This window comes from Rhodospirillaceae bacterium (assembly GCA_002728255.1).
GTDB lineage: Bacteria > Pseudomonadota > Alphaproteobacteria > UBA7887 > UBA7887.
The window spans coordinates 45,748-64,180 of record PBWV01000034.1; the positions used below are offsets into that span (position 1 = coordinate 45,748).

Annotated in this window: 21 protein-coding genes and 1 tRNA gene; 15 read left to right on the top strand and 7 right to left on the bottom strand. The window is 47.9% G+C overall.

Annotated features, from left to right (window positions below):
- Positions 1 to 41: 41 nt before the first annotated feature.
- Positions 42 to 1,157 carry an S-methyl-5-thioribose-1-phosphate isomerase gene (gene mtnA, locus CMM32_08795; GenBank protein MBT06992.1) on the top strand — a complete coding sequence of 372 codons (1,116 nt, stop codon included), beginning with the start codon at positions 42 to 44 and terminating at the stop codon, positions 1,155 to 1,157.
- A 37-nt stretch (positions 1,158 to 1,194) separates the two neighbouring features.
- On the opposite strand, the gene CMM32_08800 is transcribed toward mtnA, so the two are convergent.
- Both CMM32_08800 and CMM32_08805 read right to left on the bottom strand, forming a co-directional pair.
- A complete protein-coding gene (locus tag CMM32_08800; protein ID MBT06993.1) occupies positions 1,195 to 1,689 on the bottom strand; it encodes a hypothetical protein in 495 nt (164 codons plus the stop codon).
- 54 nt (positions 1,690 to 1,743) lie between these two features.
- Entirely contained in the window at positions 1,744 to 2,601 is an 858-nt protein-coding gene (locus CMM32_08805) for a short-chain dehydrogenase (protein ID MBT06994.1), read from the bottom strand.
- 177 nt (positions 2,602 to 2,778) lie between these two features.
- Here CMM32_08805 and CMM32_08810 point away from each other — a divergent pair, with 177 nt between their 5' ends.
- The gene (locus CMM32_08810) at positions 2,779 to 3,069 is read left to right on the top strand and encodes a 4a-hydroxytetrahydrobiopterin dehydratase (GenBank protein ID MBT06995.1); all 291 of its coding nucleotides are present in this window, start codon (positions 2,779 to 2,781) and stop codon (positions 3,067 to 3,069) included.
- On the top strand, positions 3,053 to 3,544 hold the full coding sequence (locus CMM32_08815; GenBank protein MBT06996.1) for a hypothetical protein: 492 nt from the start codon (positions 3,053 to 3,055) through the stop codon (positions 3,542 to 3,544). The genes CMM32_08810 and CMM32_08815 overlap by 17 nt, the downstream gene beginning before the upstream one ends.
- 40 nt (positions 3,545 to 3,584) lie before the next feature.
- Here CMM32_08815 and CMM32_08820 read toward each other — a convergent pair whose 3' ends face one another.
- The gene (locus CMM32_08820; GenBank protein ID MBT06997.1) at positions 3,585 to 4,466 is read right to left on the bottom strand and encodes a hypothetical protein; all 882 of its coding nucleotides are present in this window, start codon (positions 4,464 to 4,466) and stop codon (positions 3,585 to 3,587) included.
- Between the two features lie 262 nt (positions 4,467 to 4,728).
- On the opposite strand from CMM32_08820, the gene CMM32_08825 reads away from it, so the two are divergent.
- A complete protein-coding gene (locus CMM32_08825; protein ID MBT06998.1) occupies positions 4,729 to 6,693 on the top strand; it encodes an acetoacetate--CoA ligase in 1,965 nt (654 codons plus the stop codon).
- A gap of 47 nt (positions 6,694 to 6,740) precedes the next feature.
- On the opposite strand, the gene CMM32_08830 is transcribed toward CMM32_08825, so the two are convergent.
- Positions 6,741 to 7,712, bottom strand: coding sequence for a zinc-binding dehydrogenase (locus CMM32_08830; GenBank protein MBT06999.1), 972 nt, complete (start codon positions 7,710 to 7,712; stop codon positions 6,741 to 6,743).
- A gap of 72 nt (positions 7,713 to 7,784) precedes the next feature.
- Here CMM32_08830 and CMM32_08835 point away from each other — a divergent pair, with 72 nt between their 5' ends.
- From CMM32_08835 to CMM32_08850, 4 genes are all read left to right on the top strand, one after another.
- The gene (locus CMM32_08835; protein MBT07000.1) at positions 7,785 to 8,348 is read left to right on the top strand and encodes an rRNA methyltransferase; all 564 of its coding nucleotides are present in this window, start codon (positions 7,785 to 7,787) and stop codon (positions 8,346 to 8,348) included.
- 106 nt (positions 8,349 to 8,454) lie between these two features.
- On the top strand, positions 8,455 to 8,973 hold the full coding sequence (locus tag CMM32_08840; GenBank protein MBT07001.1) for a hypothetical protein: 519 nt from the start codon (positions 8,455 to 8,457) through the stop codon (positions 8,971 to 8,973).
- Positions 8,974 to 9,020: 47 nt separating this feature from the next.
- The gene (gene rlmN / locus CMM32_08845) at positions 9,021 to 10,133 is read left to right on the top strand and encodes a 23S rRNA (adenine(2503)-C(2))-methyltransferase RlmN (protein MBT07002.1); all 1,113 of its coding nucleotides are present in this window, start codon (positions 9,021 to 9,023) and stop codon (positions 10,131 to 10,133) included.
- A gap of 27 nt (positions 10,134 to 10,160) precedes the next feature.
- Positions 10,161 to 11,366, top strand: coding sequence for an argininosuccinate synthase (locus tag CMM32_08850; protein MBT07003.1), 1,206 nt, complete (start codon positions 10,161 to 10,163; stop codon positions 11,364 to 11,366).
- A 24-nt stretch (positions 11,367 to 11,390) separates the two neighbouring features.
- On the opposite strand, the gene CMM32_08855 is transcribed toward CMM32_08850, so the two are convergent.
- Positions 11,391 to 11,642, bottom strand: a complete 252-nt coding sequence (locus CMM32_08855; protein MBT07004.1) for a hypothetical protein — start codon at positions 11,640 to 11,642, stop codon at positions 11,391 to 11,393.
- 179 nt (positions 11,643 to 11,821) lie between these two features.
- Here CMM32_08855 and CMM32_08860 point away from each other — a divergent pair.
- Together CMM32_08860 and CMM32_08865 are read left to right on the top strand one after the other, a co-directional pair.
- Positions 11,822 to 11,897, top strand: a tRNA-Ala gene (locus CMM32_08860).
- Positions 11,898 to 11,991: 94 nt separating this feature from the next.
- Positions 11,992 to 12,408, top strand: a complete 417-nt coding sequence (locus CMM32_08865; protein MBT07005.1) for a hypothetical protein — start codon at positions 11,992 to 11,994, stop codon at positions 12,406 to 12,408.
- Positions 12,409 to 12,419: 11 nt separating this feature from the next.
- On the opposite strand, the gene CMM32_08870 is transcribed toward CMM32_08865, so the two are convergent.
- Positions 12,420 to 12,761 (bottom strand): global cell cycle regulator GcrA-like protein, encoded by a 342-nt coding sequence (locus CMM32_08870; GenBank protein MBT07006.1) that lies wholly within the window; start codon positions 12,759 to 12,761, stop codon positions 12,420 to 12,422.
- A gap of 130 nt (positions 12,762 to 12,891) precedes the next feature.
- Here CMM32_08870 and CMM32_08875 point away from each other — a divergent pair, with 130 nt between their 5' ends.
- From CMM32_08875 to CMM32_08890, 4 genes are all read left to right on the top strand, one after another.
- Positions 12,892 to 14,043 carry a threonine aldolase gene (locus CMM32_08875; protein ID MBT07007.1) on the top strand — a complete coding sequence of 384 codons (1,152 nt, stop codon included), beginning with the start codon at positions 12,892 to 12,894 and terminating at the stop codon, positions 14,041 to 14,043.
- 67 nt (positions 14,044 to 14,110) lie between these two features.
- Positions 14,111 to 15,211 (top strand): mandelate racemase, encoded by a 1,101-nt coding sequence (locus tag CMM32_08880; GenBank protein MBT07008.1) that lies wholly within the window; start codon positions 14,111 to 14,113, stop codon positions 15,209 to 15,211.
- Position 15,212: 1 nt separating this feature from the next.
- Positions 15,213 to 15,926 (top strand): haloacid dehalogenase type II, encoded by a 714-nt coding sequence (locus CMM32_08885; GenBank protein MBT07009.1) that lies wholly within the window; start codon positions 15,213 to 15,215, stop codon positions 15,924 to 15,926.
- The gene (locus tag CMM32_08890) at positions 15,927 to 16,823 is read left to right on the top strand and encodes an MBL fold metallo-hydrolase (protein ID MBT07010.1); all 897 of its coding nucleotides are present in this window, start codon (positions 15,927 to 15,929) and stop codon (positions 16,821 to 16,823) included.
- Positions 16,824 to 16,852: 29 nt separating this feature from the next.
- Here CMM32_08890 and CMM32_08895 read toward each other — a convergent pair whose 3' ends face one another.
- Positions 16,853 to 17,659: an NUDIX hydrolase gene (locus CMM32_08895; GenBank protein ID MBT07011.1), complete on the bottom strand. Its 807-nt coding sequence runs from the start codon at positions 17,657 to 17,659 to the stop codon at positions 16,853 to 16,855.
- Between CMM32_08895 and CMM32_08900 the strand changes: the two genes are divergently transcribed.
- Positions 17,646 to 18,173 (top strand): hypothetical protein, encoded by a 528-nt coding sequence (locus CMM32_08900; GenBank protein MBT07012.1) that lies wholly within the window; start codon positions 17,646 to 17,648, stop codon positions 18,171 to 18,173. The genes CMM32_08895 and CMM32_08900 overlap by 14 nt on opposite strands.
- The last annotated feature ends 260 nt before the right edge of the window (positions 18,174 to 18,433 follow it).

The window sequence follows — 18,433 nt, forward strand, 5'->3', positions numbered from 1 at the left end:
GCATTAGCTTCCTTTGCTCAACTCTTCGAAACGGCACTAAAATGAGAATCAACGGGCAACCCTATCGTACCATCTTCCTCGACAAAGACGGCTGGACAGTCCGCATCATTGACCAGACAAAATTACCTCATAAATTCGAGATTGTATCGCTCCAAACAGTTGATGATGTTGCATTAGCAATAAAAACTATGATGGTGCGCGGAGCGCCCTTGATAGGTGCAACCGGAGCTTACGGCATGTGTTTAGCCATGCGACATAATCCAGATGATACAAACCTTAACTCCGCATACAGAGCCCTAATCGATTCACGTCCAACCGCAGTAAACCTCCGTTGGGCACTTAATCAAATGCGGAAAATGCTCCAAGAAGCCCCCCAAAATGATCGTGCGCTTCTAGCTTACAAGATGGCGTTTAGTATCTGTGCAGAGGACGTAAAAACAAATCGCGAAATAGGAGAACATGGAAGAAAACTCATTATTGACCTAGCCAAAACAAAGCCTCAAGGATCAGAAATTAATATTCTGACCCACTGTAATGCTGGGTGGCTTGCAACCGTGGATTGGGGGACAGCCACTGCCCCTATTTATGCCGCCCATGACGCCGGCATTCCAATCCATGTTTGGGTGGATGAAACGCGCCCCCGTAATCAAGGGGCCGCATTAACAGCATTTGAGCTAGGCCAACACGGCGTTCCCCATACGGTGATCGCCGACAATACTGGCGGGCACCTCATGCAAACTGGACAAGTTGACGCTTGCATAGTTGGAACGGATCGTACGACAGCAAGTGGCGTGGTAATAAACAAAATAGGAACGTATCTAAAAGCCCTTGCGGCGAAGGATAACCGCATACCATTTTATGTTGCTCTTCCATCCTCTACTATAGACTGGGAAATTTCTGATAATGAAGTGGGCGAAATTATAGAGGAACGTTCGCCTACTGAAGTTACTCATATCCAGGGAATGACTGAAGATGGCCACATTGTGCGTGTGCAGCTAACTCCTGATTCCACCACTGCGGCCAACTATGCATTTGATGTGACTCCAGCCAACCTTGTGACCGGATTGATTACCGAGCGGGGAATTGCAGAACCTTCTGTAGCTGCCTTAGCAAGCATGTTTCCAGAACAAGAACACCCAACTACTAGGAACCCGTGAGATCCCAATACAATACATAGGGCCAAAGAAGTTACTATTAAGATCCAATATTCTGGAAACCACTTTGTTTCTCGAGAGCACCTATATTGCGCGGCCTATCAAATGGTTCTGGCGGAGCCTCCTTTATGTTACGTACACGACCTATCTGCTGAAAGAATGTTTCTAAGCCGGAGGGTGATATCACCCACAACATTACGAGATCATCATCGGAATTATTAATAATCTCATGGGCTGTATCGGGGCCCAACAAACAAGTCGTTCCTGGCGACAAAGGATGACACTGGCCGCCCACAACCACTTCTCCAGTGCCACGGAAACAGATTTGTAACTCAACCTGATTCTGATGAGAATGTGGACGCACTCGTCCCCCAGCAGCAATTGTTTGGAAACCCGTTGAAATATCCGATCCTCCATTGTTTCCTGGATGGACAATTATGCTGCTATAGCCATTTGCCGGCAATGGCTGCCAATAGGATGGGCCCTGGTCCGGTTGAATTACAACACTATGTCCGCGAACTGCCTCAATATTCATACCCCCACTCCTCAAAGGCTAAGTTAAAACGGCGACTAGCCAAGTCTCCCCGCTCTAGGTAGGCCAGATGCCTTGTTTTCCCGTACCTGGCCAGGCTGCCGGCCCACCAGACTCTTCGGCCGCCACAGCTGCGTCTTTATTAGGATCCCAAAATACCCCTACGAAACGGCGCCCAGTAATGGAATCAGAGTCAGCGGAAAGCAACCATTTCAAAGGCGCCTGCATAACTTCTGGCTGAATCATACCACTGCGAGAAAAGGGTAATTTCGCCAACATGGGCGTGTCAGTTGCTCCTCCTGGAGTTAAAACGTTCACAGTTACACCAGTGCCAGAAAGTTCCTGAGCCCAAATAGCGGTGTTGGCTTCAAGGGCCGCTTTAGAAGGACCATATGGACAAAAACCAAGCTTAAACATGGTATCCATACTGGTAGTTACATTGACAATCCGACCCCATCGATTGTCCGTCATATAAGGAAGGGTCGCTTTTGCCATCAAAAAAGGTCCCTTGGCATTAATATCGAAGAATGAATCCCATTCATCCGAGGTCACCTCGTCAAATCGAATAGGTTTCAACATGTGATCATCGCGAATCACAACCATTCCGATTCCTGCAGCATTAACCAACGCATCCACACGGCCAAAGTGACTCCCAACCTCCGCCACCGCTTCATTGCAATCACTTTCCTCCGCAATATTCAAGCAACGCGGCAGGATCAATTCCTCTCGATTTTCACCTGCCAACTCCCCCGCCAACTCATCAAGTTTTCGCTGGTCCCTATCCAAGGCACCCACACAATAACCGACATCCAAAGCAGCTCGCACAAGCATGCGACCTAGCCCGCCAGCTGCCCCTGTAACTATCGCCACTTTCTTATTTTCCTTAGCCAAAACCCCAACCTCCCTCTCAAACATACAGACACTATATTTGCCATTGACATGTAAATTTACAAACGAAGCTCGGAGACCGAGCCCACCAACGCATAATACCACAAATTTGGCTCTTTGATGTTATTGTATACTGCCTTCAAAAAGACGATAAAACATGCTGGTTTTTTTGGATTAACTAAGGTTCAAGAAGGGATCCTAGAAATGGCCGCCAAAATGTCACCTGCGGAAATAACAGAAAACCTTTCCCAAGTTGCTGGTTGGACACAATTGCCGGATAGAGAAGCCATACAGAAGACTTTTTTCTTTAAGGACTTTTGTGAAGCATTTTCCTGGATGACAAGACTTGCCCTTTTGGCTGAGAAAATGGACCATCATCCAGAATGGCTAAATGTATACAATAAGGTAGAGGTAATTCTCGCCAGTCATGATGTGAATGGGCTGAGTGAGCGTGATTTCCGACTCGCCCGATTCATGAATGAGCACCACAGCTAACGTCATGTTCAAAAAACCTGAAGATATGCCTCTGAGTGTGGTAATTTTATCAATGCTAGGGCTTCTTGTATTTTTGTTTTTGACATTAAGTATATTACTAGGGACCCGGCTGCTCGCACTGAATGCATATCTACAGCTGATACAATTCGGCGCCCTAATTCTTACTTTTGTAGCAGCAATACAATGGGGCTTCGGAATTATGGCGGCCGCGCGCCAAATGTCGCCTCCCACCTGGTGGTTCCCGACCACACTCCTTCCCATGATCCTCGCGTGGCTCGCGTTAGCCATGCCTGAACCCATATCGAAACTACTCCTCTTGGCTACAGGCTTTGCCATAGCTTTCCTTTTAGATACAATTTCGCACTCTCATGGTTATGCTCCCCCTTGGTATAAAGGCCTTCGGAAAATTTTAACACTAGGGGTCTTGGCTATCCTGATGGTAGCCTTGTTTGCAACGCAGGCTTCTCTCACTTAGTGAAGTTTTGCTCCGTCCCTATATTTGCAAGAAGCCGCTATTAGAGATTCCCAGAAAATGGCGCCTTCGACTGCTTTCGAATACTCACATAAGCCTCCCGATGGGCAATATACACACAACTGCCTACTATTATTAATGCCCCCACCCATGTCCAAAGATCCGGCACCTCACCGAAGGCTATAAATCCCAGTAGGGCTACGAAAGGCAACCGCATAAAGTCAAAGGGAACCACTGCTGTGGCTTCAGCAAGTGCAAATGCTCTCACCATAGATTGGTGACCCACAGTCGCGATAAGCCCCAAGACAATAAGCCAAGCCCACTCCATGCCCGCCGGAGCCTCCCACATTGCGGCCGCTGGTGCAGCAGAAAGCGGGAATACTAAGAAGACAAGCCAAAAAACAATTGCATTAGGATGATCTTTTCCAGAAAGATATTTAACCATGACTTGGTTCACTGCCATAAGCAATGCTCCAGTAAGAATTAGAGAGTTACCCAGAGTAAACTCCTCAAATCCTGGGCGAAGCACAACTAGAGTGCCAATAAATCCGATTAGCGTCGCCGACCAACGGCGCGCACGCATTACCTCTCCAAGCAGAATAACAGCAGCAACAGAGGCAAAGAGAGGAGAAGTAAAACTAAGAGCAACTGCCTGCGCCATCGGCATTAAATTAATTCCGTAAAACCAACAACACATGCCAACTACAGCCAGGCAACCCCGTATTATATGCAAAACAGGATGCTTAGTTTTTAGCGAGGGCAAGCCATTACCGACAAGAAAAGGAAGGATCGCCACTATACCAAAAAGACAGCGGAAAAAGACTATAATAATAGGCTCAAGTTCATTGCCTAGATGTCTGATTATCCCGCTCATCAGCGAAAAACACAGGCAAGCAATAAGCATACAACAGGCGACCTTGAACATCGTTGCCTTGAATATCCAATTCGACTGCACTAAGTGATCCTCGCAAAATACGTACTTGAGTGGGAAAGGAGGCGCAGAGATGGCACGCCAACATCACCCCACCATCTATCGGAAGCAATGGTGCAACCTATAGGCCATCGCCGGCCAAGCTAAAACACACCCACACAGTAGAAGAAACTACCAAGGACGCAAACCATTTCTCCTTCCCAGAGACAGAAATAGATGCGAAATTGTGCCTGTTTTACCTTTAAGGACCATACCAATGACAAAATATGCTCCGATTTGGACGCCAAACCCTGAAAGAATTCAACAAAGCAATCTTCAGCGCTTTACCATTTTTGCTGAGAAGCGAAGCGGCCACGAGTTTCCAACCTACGACGCGCTCCACCGTTGGTCCATCCAGCAACCAGGGGAATTCTGGATAGCTCTACGCGATTTTTTTGACCTGCCTGTACCTGCCTCAGGAGACACCGCGGTTAAACAACCGGACAAAATGCCCGGGGCACAATGGTTTCCTAATACCAGACTCAATTTTAGTGAAAATATTTTATCAAAGAACGACAACTCCGATGCCATTGTTTTCTGGGGCGAAGACAAGGTTCAAAGGAGATTGAGTTGGGCGGACTTAAACCGCAATGTTAGCAGGTTAGCAAAAACGCTCGCTGATTTTGGAATTCAACCGGGAGATAGAGTGGCGGCACTAATGGCTAACGTACCCGAAACTATAGTTTGGTTTTTGGCCGCCTCTAGCCTTGGAGCAATTTGGTCCTCATGCTCACCCGATTTCGGGGCTGCGGGCGTTGTAGACAGATTCGGGCAGATACAACCGCGCATCCTAGTTTGCAATGACGAATATTTCTATAATGGGAAACGCCATAACTGCGGATCAAAAATTATCGAAATTATCTCGCAGATACCATCAGTGGAAATCTGCGTCATTGTTCCGTATTCTAACACAGGCTCCACCCTACAAATCGAAGCCATGACAAAATGCATCGCTATGGATTCTTTTTGTACAACAGAGGAAGAGCTTACCACCACTTTCCTTCCGCTTCCATTTAATCATCCGCTGTATATTCTATATTCTTCTGGAACAACGGGTCGCCCGAAATGCATAGTGCACGGCGCAGGAGGCGCTCTTCTAACTCACCTTAAGGAACACCAACTACACTGTGATATAAAACCCAATGATAGAGTATTTTACTTTACCACTTGCGGATGGATGATGTGGAATTGGCTTGTTTCTGCCTTAGCTTCAAAAGCAACCATCATGCTTTTTGACGGCTCTCCCTTCTATCCCACTCCCAATATTCTCTTTGACTACATAGACAAAGAAAGCATCACCTTTTTTGGAATCTCAGCTAAATACATAGACGCCCTTGAGAACAGTGGTCTTTCCCCTGCCAAGACCCACCAGCTCAACTCACTGAAAACCATCACCTCAACCGGTTCTCCACTGGCACCTCGTTCGTTCGAATATGTCTATGAGAATATTAAATCGGACGTTCATCTTGCATCGATTGCTGGAGGTACAGATATCGTTGGCTGCTTCATGACGGGCATCCCTACAGCGCCAGTCTGGAAAGGAGAAATCCAAGGCCCTGCCTTAGGAATGGCAACCGAGGTTTTCGACAGTAACGGAAGAGAATGTACGGGTGAAAAAGGCGAGTTGGTCTGTACAAAACCCTTTCCTTCTATGCCCCTCAAATTTTGGAATGACCCTCAAGGAAGACTTTATCGGAAAGCCTATTTTGAGCACTTTCCGGGTATTTGGCGCCACGGCGACTGGGTTGAAAAGACCCACACTGGGGGCTTTATCATACACGGCCGCTCTGACACCACACTCAATCCCGGGGGTGTCCGCATAGGAACTGCAGAACTTTATAGACAAGCCGAACAATTCGAGGAAATCCAGGAAAGTGTGGCTATCGGCCAAACTTGGAATGACGACGTTCGGATAATACTTTTTGTCATTCTGAAACCAGATCAGAAGTTAAACCAAGAACTTATTGACAGAATCATGTCCAGGATCCGAGAACACTGCTCACCAAGGCATGTGCCTTCAAAAATAGTACAAGTGACTGACATTCCTCGGACAAAAAGCGGGAAGACTTCGGAGCTCGCCGTTCGGGAGGCTGTTCACGGCCGTCGGGTGCAAAATCTAAGCTCTCTTGAAAATCCCGAATGCCTGGCGCTCTATCAAAATCTATCAGAGCTGAACGTATAAACACAGCCCCCCTTAGTAACTGAATAACACCAGCAGCACGGCTCATGTCACCGCGGCATCAGCATCACCTTTCCAGTAGCCTTGCGCTCATAAAGTAATCCCAGCCCCTCATTACAATCTTCTAGGGAAAACTTTGCAGAGATATGTGGCACTAACTTCCCCGCTTCAAACCACGATACTAATTTACCCAACGAATCCAGTAGAATATCAGGCTCTTTATCCATATATGGGCCCCAGTAAGCTCCCACTGCAGAGCAATTCTTAAGCAACAGATAATTTGCAGGTATTTTTTGGATGGTCCCGCTGGCAAAACCTATAACCACAATTCTGCCCTCCCAATTCATGCATCTAAGGGCTTGGAGAAATGGATCGCCGCCCACCGGATCATACACCACGTCAACGCCACCACATAACGAGACGACAGAATCCCGAAGATCCGCTTCAACATAATTGATCAGATGGTCAGCTCCATGTTCCTCCGCTATAGCCAATTTCTCTCTCGAGGACGCCGCAGCTATGACCGTAGCACCCATGGCCTTACCAATCTCAACCGCAGTCAGGCCAACACCCCCTGAAGCCCCCAATACTAATAGAGTTTCCCCCGCCTTGAGGTGGGCACGATGCTCCAAGGCGAGGTGCGAAGTACCGTAGGTAGTCGGGAAGGAAGCACCGGATACGAAATCCATTCTTTCCGATAGAGGCAGAACTCTGCTGGGGTCAACTACAACTTCCTCAGCGAATCCACCCCCTTGGGACAGCGCAATCACTCTCTGCCCAACCTCAAATCCATCAACATCGGAACCCATTTGGGTAATGGTTCCTGCTACCTCGTTCCCGGGTATGAAAGGGAGCTCTGGCTTCGCCTGATACTTTCCTTGTACTAACAACACATCAGCAAAATTTATGCCACAAGCGTGGACTTCTATGCGGAGATCGCTACTGTTCAAGGTTGGGCTGGCAACATTGCCAACTTCTAACCTCGGAGGGCTTCCGTACTCCTTACAAAGAGCTGCTCGCATTGTATGCATCCCCTAATTTTTAATACAAGAAACTTATATACCACGAGTGTCACTTAAATGAAGAGCGAAACTATGCAGAGCCCAAACCAAGTGTATCGACCACCCGAAAACAGAGGATATTTTGGCATCGGTGTGGAAGGGATATCCAAACCCATGAATTTGGGCAATCTATTCAGAACGGCGCATGCCTTTGGGGCCAGTTTTACCTTCACAATTAATGCTCATTACTCGTTAACACTTGGAAAATCCGATACATCTGGCACCCCGGAGAGTGTTCCATTCTATAGGTTTAAGGCCGCTGATGAACTAGTGCTTGCAGATGGATGCGCCCTTATTGGAGTAGAGTTAACTGAGACAGCAAAGGAGTTACCCTCATTTCACCATCCCCGTTGTGCCGCTTATGTCTTGGGCCCGGAGCGTGGTAGCTTAACGGCCACACTCATGAACCGATGCTCGCAAATTATTCGGATTCCCACCAAATTCTGTGTGAATGTTGGAACAGCAGGAGCTATCGTTATGTATGACCGACTTTTGAGCACCGGAAAATTTGCGGAAAGGCCTGTCGGGAGTACCGGCCCGACCATAGAGCGAGCAAGGCATATCCACGGTGCACCCAAAAAGCGAAACAAGGGTTGATGAAATTGGAACTATTATCAAAATAAATACACGATGGACCTTGTGTATTTCTATATTTTAATATGAAGTCTATCCTGGCCGAATATTCTAGGAACCTACAAAAACGATGAAACAAAAAACCCTTTTGCCTTGTATTTTTATACTTCTGATAACTGCAAGCCTATTTCCGTCAGCAAGGGCAGCTGATGGAAATAAGTGGCTGGGGACATTTCAAGATTGGCATGCGCAAGCTTATAAGGACGGGGCACGTTCGGGGTGCTATATTATAAGTGAACCGAAATCCGAAAAAGGAAATTATACGAAGCGCGGGGATGTATATGTGTTAGTCTCAATTAGTTCGAAGGAGAGGATTGGCATTGTTACACTGCACGCGGGATATCCGTTTAGGGAAGACAGCGAGGTCAGCGTAGATATTGATGGGAAAAGCCAAAAGCTACTGACAAGCAATGAAATTGCTTGGGCCTACGAGGGTCAAGACCAACCCTTTATTGAACGCATGCGGAATGGAAAAAAAATGATTGTCGTGGGCTTTTCCACTCGGGGCACAAAAACAACAGATACCTATTCCCTCTTTGGCTTTACCCAAGCCTATGAAACCATCCTGAAACACGAACAATGCAAGTGAAATGATTTCAAATGGATAATTCTCGCTACTAAGCTGCATGAAAATAGATGCTCCCTCTAATAAAAGAACCTGAAATATCCAGCCGTGAGGACCGAATCACCCTTATCGGCCTAGACCGCAAAGCCCTGCAGATAGAACTTGCAAAAATCGGGGAAGCTCCATACCGCGCTAAACAGATATGGCATTGGCTTTATCATCGTGGCGTTCAGAAATTCGATGATATGACCACCTTACCAAAACACCTCCGAACCCTATTAAGTGATCATTACACTATTGATAGGCCTAAGATTAAGCGGATGCAAAATAGCGACGATGGATCAAAAAAGTGGTTGGTCGAATTTGCCGATGGCAATGAAGTGGAATGCGTTCATATTCCAGAAGAAGATCGGGGTGCTCTATGCATTTCCTCCCAAGTCGGATGCACCTTGACCTGCAAATTTTGCCATACTGGAACCCAAAAATTAGTCCGCAATCTTTCGTCGAGAGAAATAATTGAACAATTTTTGATTGCCCGGGATACTATAGGGGAATGGCCTTCAAGCTCTGACCAAAGATTAATTTCCAATGTAGTTATGATGGGCATGGGGGAGCCCCTGTACAACTATGAAAATGTAGCCCGGGCACTCTCCATCGTCATGGATGGTGAAGGGCTTGCTCTATCCAAGAGGAAAATAACCTTATCAACAGCTGGAGTGGTGCCACTGATCGAGCGGTGCGGGCGGGAGCTAGGTGTCAACCTTGCTGTCTCACTTCATGCCGTCACAGATGAACTACGGAGTACTATAGTACCCATAAATAAAAAGTATCCAATAGAGGAACTACTTAATGCCTGCCGAAACTATCCAACAGGAAAAAATTCGCGTCGCATCACCTTTGAGTATGTAATGCTTAAGGGCATCAACGATTCAGATTCGGACGCGAGAGCGCTGGTACGACTACTTAATGGGATCCCAGCAAAAGTTAACTTGATCCCCTTCAACGAATGGCCTAATGCTCCCTATCAGTGCTCCAGTAACAATCGAATGCACGCCTTTGCTGGCATAGTAAACGCAGGCGGTCTATCAGCGCCTATTAGAGTTCCTCGTGGGCGCGATATATTGGCGGCATGCGGACAACTAAAATCTGACAGTGCGCGGGAAAGAAAATTGACGCGACACTGACGACGTTAAACAACTACAGGTGGAATAATGGGAAAAGTTGCAAAGGTTGTCCTGGCCTACTCTGGAGGATTAGATACATCGGTAATCTTGAAATGGCTACAGGAAAACTACGATTGCGAGGTGGTTACGTTTACTGCTGACCTCGGACAAGGAGAAGAACTTTCGGAAGCCCGCGAAAAAGCCTCTAAAATGGAGGTAAGTGAAATTTACATAGAAGATTTACGAGAAGAATTTGTCAGGGACTACGTATTTCCTATGTTTAGAGCCAACGCTACCTACGAAGGAATTTATCTGCTGGGGACAGCCATAGCGCGGCCCCTGATAGCAAAAAGACAGATCGAGATTGCAGAAGCGACTGGAGCAGACGCCGTTGCGCATGGTGCAACTGGAAAAGGAAATGATCAGGTTCGTTTTGAACTTGGCTACTATTCTTTGAATCCCGATATACGAGTCATTAGTCCATGGCGCGAGTGGGACATGGGTTCTCGGAAGGCATTGATAGAGTATGCTTCCCGACAACAGATACCTATCCCAAGTGACAAACAAGGCGAACCCCCTTATTCAACCGACGCTAATCTTCTACACATTTCGTACGAAGGGAAAGTGCTTGAAGACCCGTGGGAAAAACCCGATGAATCCATGTTTGAATGGACGGTTTCCCCCGAGCAAGCGCCGGACGAACCACATATTATAGAGATAGGATTCCAACAGGGGGACGCTGTTGCTATAGATAGCAAAGAATTGTCGCCCGCAAATGTACTTAGCCGTCTGAACAAGATTGGCGGCTCCAACGGCATAGGCCGAACGGACATTGTAGAAAGCCGTTTCGTCGGCATGAAATCTCGTGGTGTTTACGAAACACCAGGTGGAACCATTTTACTAGCCGCCCATCGCGCTATGGAAAGCCTAACTTTGGACAGGGCAGAAATGCACTTAAAAGATGAACTCATGCCGCGGTATGCAGAGCTTATATACAACGGACTATGGTGGTCTCCTGAACGGCAAATGTTGCAAGCCGCTATTGACCAAACGCAGAAATCTGTAACAGGCACTGTTCGCTTAAAATTGTACAAAGGAAACGTTATCGTTGAAGGAAGACAAGCACCAAGAAGCCTCTACGACCCCGAGATTGCAACTTTCGAGGCAGATTCTGTTTACAACCAAAAAGACGCGGAAGGCTTTATAAAATTGAATGCCTTGCGATTACGCACCCTAAAAAAACAAAGGAATTAGACCAGTGTGTAAGCCCGTCCGGATTTAGCCGACAAACGCACGCATAAACCAACCTAACACCACTACATCTCGAATGAACACCAAGCCAAGAATAGCTACGATAGGTGAAATGTCGATACCGCCCAAATCAGGCGTATAACGTCTTATTGGCGTTAACACTGGGCGGGTCAGGCGCTGTAAGGCTGTTCCGACAACATAAACAACTTGGCTCCTCGTGTTTAATACATTGAAGGAAACAAGCCAGCTAAGCAGCGCATCGAAAACGAAGACCCACATATAAAGCTTCAAGCAATAGGCGACAAAAACTAAAAGTTCAGGCAAAACACCACCTCGTGTTAAAGTGCTAAAGCTACGATTTATCGTTGCTACAGCAAGATATATAAAGCATTGTGCCAATCTGAGGAAGCCATCTAAGCTTTTTAATGTTATTCCAGTTGACTTAAAATCATGGGGAGGGGGCCGTAGCTCAGTTGGGAGAGCGCGACGTTCGCAATGTCGAGGTCAGGGGTTCGATCCCCCTCGGCTCCACCAATTGCGCGGCAGAAACACAGATGTTTAGCACAAGTCTTGAGACACACGAGTGCGCCAAACAACCTAAAGGCTTCGCGCATATGGAGGTCAAATCGTGACATTCCCGGGAATACTCCAGTGGCTACCCCCACGGATAAATCAGCTTGTTGTTTTTCTTCCAGTGCTAGCTGTAAGCCAAATTCTTGGATGTACTCATTACAGTCCATCCGTAAACTCTTTGGAAAGTCTGGACNCGGGAGTGCAAGCGGACGNTGAGGAGGCTCTCCAAAACTATATTCGTTGTTCCGTCGCANCGAGTATAAAAATAGATGATGGAAAACGACATGCAGGACGCCTNGCATGGACTGCAACTGAAATGTGTGAATCTAAAAAGGTTTTGCTTATCCAAAAGATGTCCCAAGCGGGGGTCACCTATGATACAGCCATTGAAAACGCCAGTGATAGTCAGGTCCAAGCGGCCGCCGAAGGGATAAAGGCAATCCAAACAGCTAGAGGAACTGCCCCAGATTAGCGGCCTCCACTTTAGGCCGCCTCCTCAGAACGTCCTCTATAGGCTTGAACGCAATGTTCACCGCAGTATGGTCGGGTCGGAATACTAGGCTCACCACAAAACCTAAAATCGTCATCCCCTGGATGCCCAATTGGCCATCGGCACATTTTCTCAGTGAGATCCTCAGCTCGAATAATTGCCGGCGTGTTCTCCGCATCTCCAGTCCCGACCTGCTTAGATAAACCAAGTCGATGAGCCTTTCCAATTACAGCATTTCGGCTTATTCCACCAAGCTTTTCCCCAATTTCTCTCGCAGGAACCCCCTTAGACCAAAGACTACATAGCCGCTTTACTGCCCTCTCTGTCCAAACCATACTTCTTGATTCCATCCTAATTCGTTTTATTCTTCGCTGGTTTATACCCCACCAGCAGCCATTGCCTATCGCAGCGTCGCCGCTTAAACCAAGAGATGAACATCCTCCAACCCCATAAAGAGAGGCAATCATGCAACACTACGCCGGACCGAACTCCCATCTAGTCAACATTCCCGGGGGCTTGGCCCAATTCTCTACGCCGGCCCTNCTCCTAGACCTCGAGCAGGNCGAAGGCAACATACAGACAATGATGAAACATTGCCAGCACACTGGCCAAAAACTTCGGCCCCACGCAAAAAGCCATAAATCCAGTTTATTGGCAAAGAAACAGATAGAGGCAGGAGCTGTGGGAATATGCTGCGCAACCCTCAGAGAAGCGGAAGCCCTGACGGCTAACGGCCTTAAGGGCGTCTTGCTCACTTCTCCAATTGCTGGACTGCCTAAAATAAATAGGTTAGTTGAGCTGAATCGTCAAAACAGCAATATTTTGGCTGTGGTTGACGACCCGGGTACCGTCGCCCACTTATCGGAAATCCAACACCAAACGAACCCTGATAAACAACTTGGGTTGCTGGTGGACCTGGACATTGGAACCCATCGGACAGGAACCGCAAATGTAGAGGGAGCTCGGGCCCTTGCCCTGCTAATTGCCAAGAACAAAAACCTGGTATTCCGTGGAATACAAGCATACGCCGGTCACTTGCAGCATATCGAAAGCTATTCTGAGAGGCTTGAAGCCATGACTACACAAGCGGCTCTCCTTATTAAGCTCGTGGCAGATCTCAAGGCGGATGGGATTACCCCCGAAATTGTCACCGGCGGTGGAACTGGAACCTATGATATTGATCACCGATTCGACGTGTTTACAGAATTACAGGCCGGTTCCTACCTATTCACTGATGTACAATACAATACCGTTCAGCTCAACGAAGCGGGGACCAAGCCCTTTGCCCCCTCCCTGACAGTTCTTGCTACAGTTGTTAGCGCCATCCACAATACTCATTCGGTGATTGATGCTGGTTTGAAAAGTTTTGCAACAGATGGACCTGTACCTGAAATAATCCGTGGGGCCCCCGCGGAAGCAACTTACAAGTTTATGGGGGATGAGCACGGAGCCATAGTGTATTCACCTGAGAACAATAAGATTCTTACTACTGGTGATCGCGTGTCTTGTATTGTGCCACACTGCGATCCTACGGTTAATCTGTACGATAATTACCACTGCATGAAAGGAGATATGCTTATCCAGATTGTCCCGATAGACGCCCGGGGAAACTCGTAACAAAAAATCCTTTATTTTAGTACCAATAGTTTATGTTTGAAGGCATAAGTGTGATAGGGAAACAGCCATGCAAATTGATAAATTAACATACCGTGGCGTTCGGACCCGCGCCGCCCTTCTCCCTCTTGCTCGACCAGTAGTAGCACGGGTCGGAGAATTCAGGGAATGGCCCGTGATCCTAATAGACTTAGAGACGGAGGAAGGAATTACCGGAACTTCCTATCTCGAACCATATCTTGCCAACTCCGTTAAATATATTATACCGGCAATTCATGACTTGATAGAGCGAAGAAAGGGCGAAGTGATAGCGCCCGCAAACGATTTTTACACTCACAGAAAAATGCTAAATCTTATTGGCTTACAAGGGGTGGCCACCATCGCCGTTTCTGGAATCGATATGGCTGCCTGGGATGCATTGTCGAAAGCCGCAAATATGCCTCTAGCCCGGTTNCTTGGCGGCAGCACAGANCCCATTCCCGCATACAACAGTAACGGACTATGGCTGACACCGATTGACACTCTTGAACAAGAAGCAGCCGAACTTAAAGAGGAAGGAGACTTTGGCGCGCTCAAATTACGTATTGGGCGAGAATGTCTGAATGACGATCTAGGCGCTTTGGAAGCCGTTCGCAAAGGTGCTGGCTCTGACATCAAATTGATGTGTGACTTCAATCAGGGACAAACTATTGGAGAGGCGTTATCCCGCTGCCATGCCCTCGATGACAGCGGGCTCTATTGGTTCGAAGAACCGATCCCCTACGACCAGCTCCCAGGATATACTCAACTGGCTCGTGAGCTTAAAACTCCGGTACAACTAGGCGAAAATTTTTATGGCCCGCGGAGCTTATTTGAGGCTGTAGCGGCAGAGGCAGGAGATTATATGATGCCCGACCTAATGCGAATTGGCGGCGTCACGGGGTGGCTCCACGCCGCCTCTATCGCAGGATCCGCTGGAGTCCCAATTTCCTCTCATCTCTATCCGGAGTTCTCTGCACACCTGTTGGCAGTGACGGAGACTGCACATTGGCTTGAGTGGCAGGACTGGGTAAATCCCATACTACAGGAGCCTTTCAAATTATCTAATGGGACACTTGCTATTCCCGAAANGGCAGGGGCCGGAATACAATGGGACGACCTGATCGTTAAAAAATTTGAGATGGATATATAGTATGGTTGATTTGGACATTAAGGCTCTCGCCTTCGACGTCTTCGGCACTGTAGTTGACTGGAGAGGCTCAATCGGACGGGAAGGATCTGTCTGGGGTGATACCAAGAAACTAGAGCTCGACTGGTTCGCCTTCGCGGATGCATGGCGTGATCTCTATCAACCTGCAATGGAGAGAGTTCGGACCGGGGAAGTAGACTGGGTAAATTTGGATGGCCTCCATCTCATGAATTTACACAAGCTGTTGGGAGAGTTTGGGCTAGATGACCTAGACAAAGAAGAGCTGAACCATATCAATACCATGTGGCACCGCTTAGACCCTTGGCCGGATTCTGTAGCCGGTATGAACCGATTAAAAACAAAGTTCACCCTGGCGTCACTATCCAATGGGAATGTTGCGTTAATTGTAAACATGGCTAAACGGGCGCGCATCCCCTGGGACACAGTCCTGGGTGCAGAGGTCGTTGGCCACTATAAGCCCGAACCCCAAGCCTATGCGAAGAGCGTCGAATTACTTGGCATAACGCCCAGCCAAACACTCATGGTTGCTGCCCATAATAGCGATCTTGTTGCCGCCTCGGCAGTCGGCCTAAAGACAGCCTTCGTTAGACGACCTCTCGAGTATGGGCCCAATCAGTCCGCTGACAGAGCCCCAACAACTGGTTATAACTTCGTGGCAGAAGACCTTATCGACCTTGCAGAGCAGTTGGGCACTTAGATGGATCGCATCCCATTCAAGCGCGAACTATCTTTCGAGTATGGCCAAGCGGCGCAACTCTCTCCGCTTATTCGCAGAGTGGTAGCTAAAAACCCAAGTATGTTTACCCTTCACGGAACTGGAACCTACATTGTAGGGAAAGGGCATGTAGCTATTATTGATCCCGGTCCTAATATTCCTGAACACATAACAGCTATCCTGGAGACAGTCCGAGGAGAAACAGTCACCGACATAGTCATTACCCATACACACATTGACCACTCCCCAGCTACACCCCACCTAAAAGCCGCCACCCAAGCAACGACTTGGGGATTTGGGCCACATGGAACCGCCCATCCAGGTGAACAAGTAGAGGAAGGCGCGGATTACAATTTTGTGCCAGACCGGGAATTACGAGATAATATGTTGGTCGAAGGTAATGGTTGGACCTTGGAGGCCATCCACACGCCTGGCCACACCTCCAACCACATCTGCCTCGCGCTTAAAGAAGAGAATATCATGTTTTCTGGGGATCACGTCATGGGTTGGTCTACTTCTGTGATTTCCCCACCCGACGGCGACATGGGATCGTACCTCCACTCACTGGAAAAATTACTGGCCCGGCAGGAGATTCGTTATTGGCCCACCCACGGTCCCGCAATTGAACGTCCACAAGAATTTGTTCAGGCCTTTATTGCCCACAGGAAGAAGAGAGAGGAAGATATAAAGGCCTGCTTGCATGCGGGTGTGACAAAAATTCCGGATATCGTAGAGCGACTTTATAAATCAACTGACCGCAAGCTTTATGGGGCCGCTGGAAGATCCGTGCTAGCCCACCTAATCCATATGGTCGAAACCGGCCGGGTGCTTTGTGATGAGACGCCAAGCATACGCTCATCATTTCAACTCAGCTCATAGGCGTTCACTTCACTTACGGTAGGAAATAATCACTCGCGACGGATTGAATCCTGCCCATACCGACGTTGATAGACTGGTGTGGCTCGGGATTTATTGCGAGGTGGAGGATTAGAAATTAAGCTAATCACCTCTTTAAGGACCAGACCAGTCACTGATGGAATAGGCAGTTTTGCTGCTTCCTCCAATGGCACCCATCCAATATCCAATAGCTCCCCGCTACCCTTAATTTGGCCCCGCGCATGGATTGCATCTACCATAAAAAATCTTGCGTGAAATCTCCTTGATCGTCCAGGAGGTGTTATTGCCCTGCAAATATAGTCAAGATTAGCAAGCGCCGGGCCAACTCCCTGCTTGGCAAAAGCCGACCATGACCCATGCCTACTAGTCAACACGCCATCAGGCATCTCGCCCGCCAACATAAGCCCTGTCTCCTCGTACGTTTCACGAACAGCAGCTACAGCAAGGGCACGGGCACGGGCTGGACTACAATTTTTTTCCAATTGATGAGCAACATCTCGCGTGAGATTAGTTGCAGGCACTACCCTACTGTCCAATGGATCAACCCGTCCGCCCGGAAATACATACCGGTTGGGCATAAATGCATGCCCACCATGTCTTTGACCAAGCAAGACCTCTGGTGCAATCCCCGGATTCTTTATAAGCACAAGCGTTGCAGCATCTTTTGGTCGGAGTGTTGAAGCCATATTCAAATAATTACATTGGTTGGTTAAATAAAATAGCCACCAGTCTAAGTAGCTTACGACTAAAGCGACACTGCGACAGAATACTGCATAGGAAAAACGATNCCAATGTAGAGAGACAATGGGNCCTANCATGCCANCCGTCAACACTAATAACGACCGACTACACTACGATCTCATAGACACCACACCACCATGGGTGGAATCGCCGGAAANCATCCTGCTTCATCACGGGGCTGCCATCAATAGTGGAATTTGNAGCTCATGGATTCCAGAACTTTCCGATAAATACCGCATCCTCAGCTTTGACGTCAGGGGTTATGGACGCTCCCACATTCCAAACGAGAATTTTGAGTGGTCTTTTGAGGGCTTGGCGCAAGGTGCAATGACTGTAGCAGATACAGCAGGTGTGGAACATTTCCGTTTTGTTGGGGAATCTATGGGTGGAGTTATGGAGCTTTATATGGGACGATACTATCCAAAACGCTTGTTAAGCATCATCCTCTGCATAAGCCCCTACACTAGGGGAAAGGCTCAATGCCTCGCCGAATGGCGGNACTTCATCACCAAAAATGGAATGAAGGGCTGGTCAAAGCGTATGATGGAGCGAAGGCTTCCCCATGGTATTGGCATACACGAGGACGGATAGTCTGCACCCACCCAAGAACCCTGTTCGCCACATTCCATTCTTGGGCATGGGGAAATTCTTCTCAACATAGACCTTACATCCGGGCTACAATCCATTACGAAACTAGGACATCTTATAGCCACCGGCAGCAACCCTTTCCTCCCCTTGGCCACTACCCTTGATACCCATAATTCCCTGCCCAATCCTGGGCTCAACATGATCGTTAATGCTCGACAAGGAATAGTCTTTTCTCATTCAAAGCTCTTTCCACAGCCGATGAG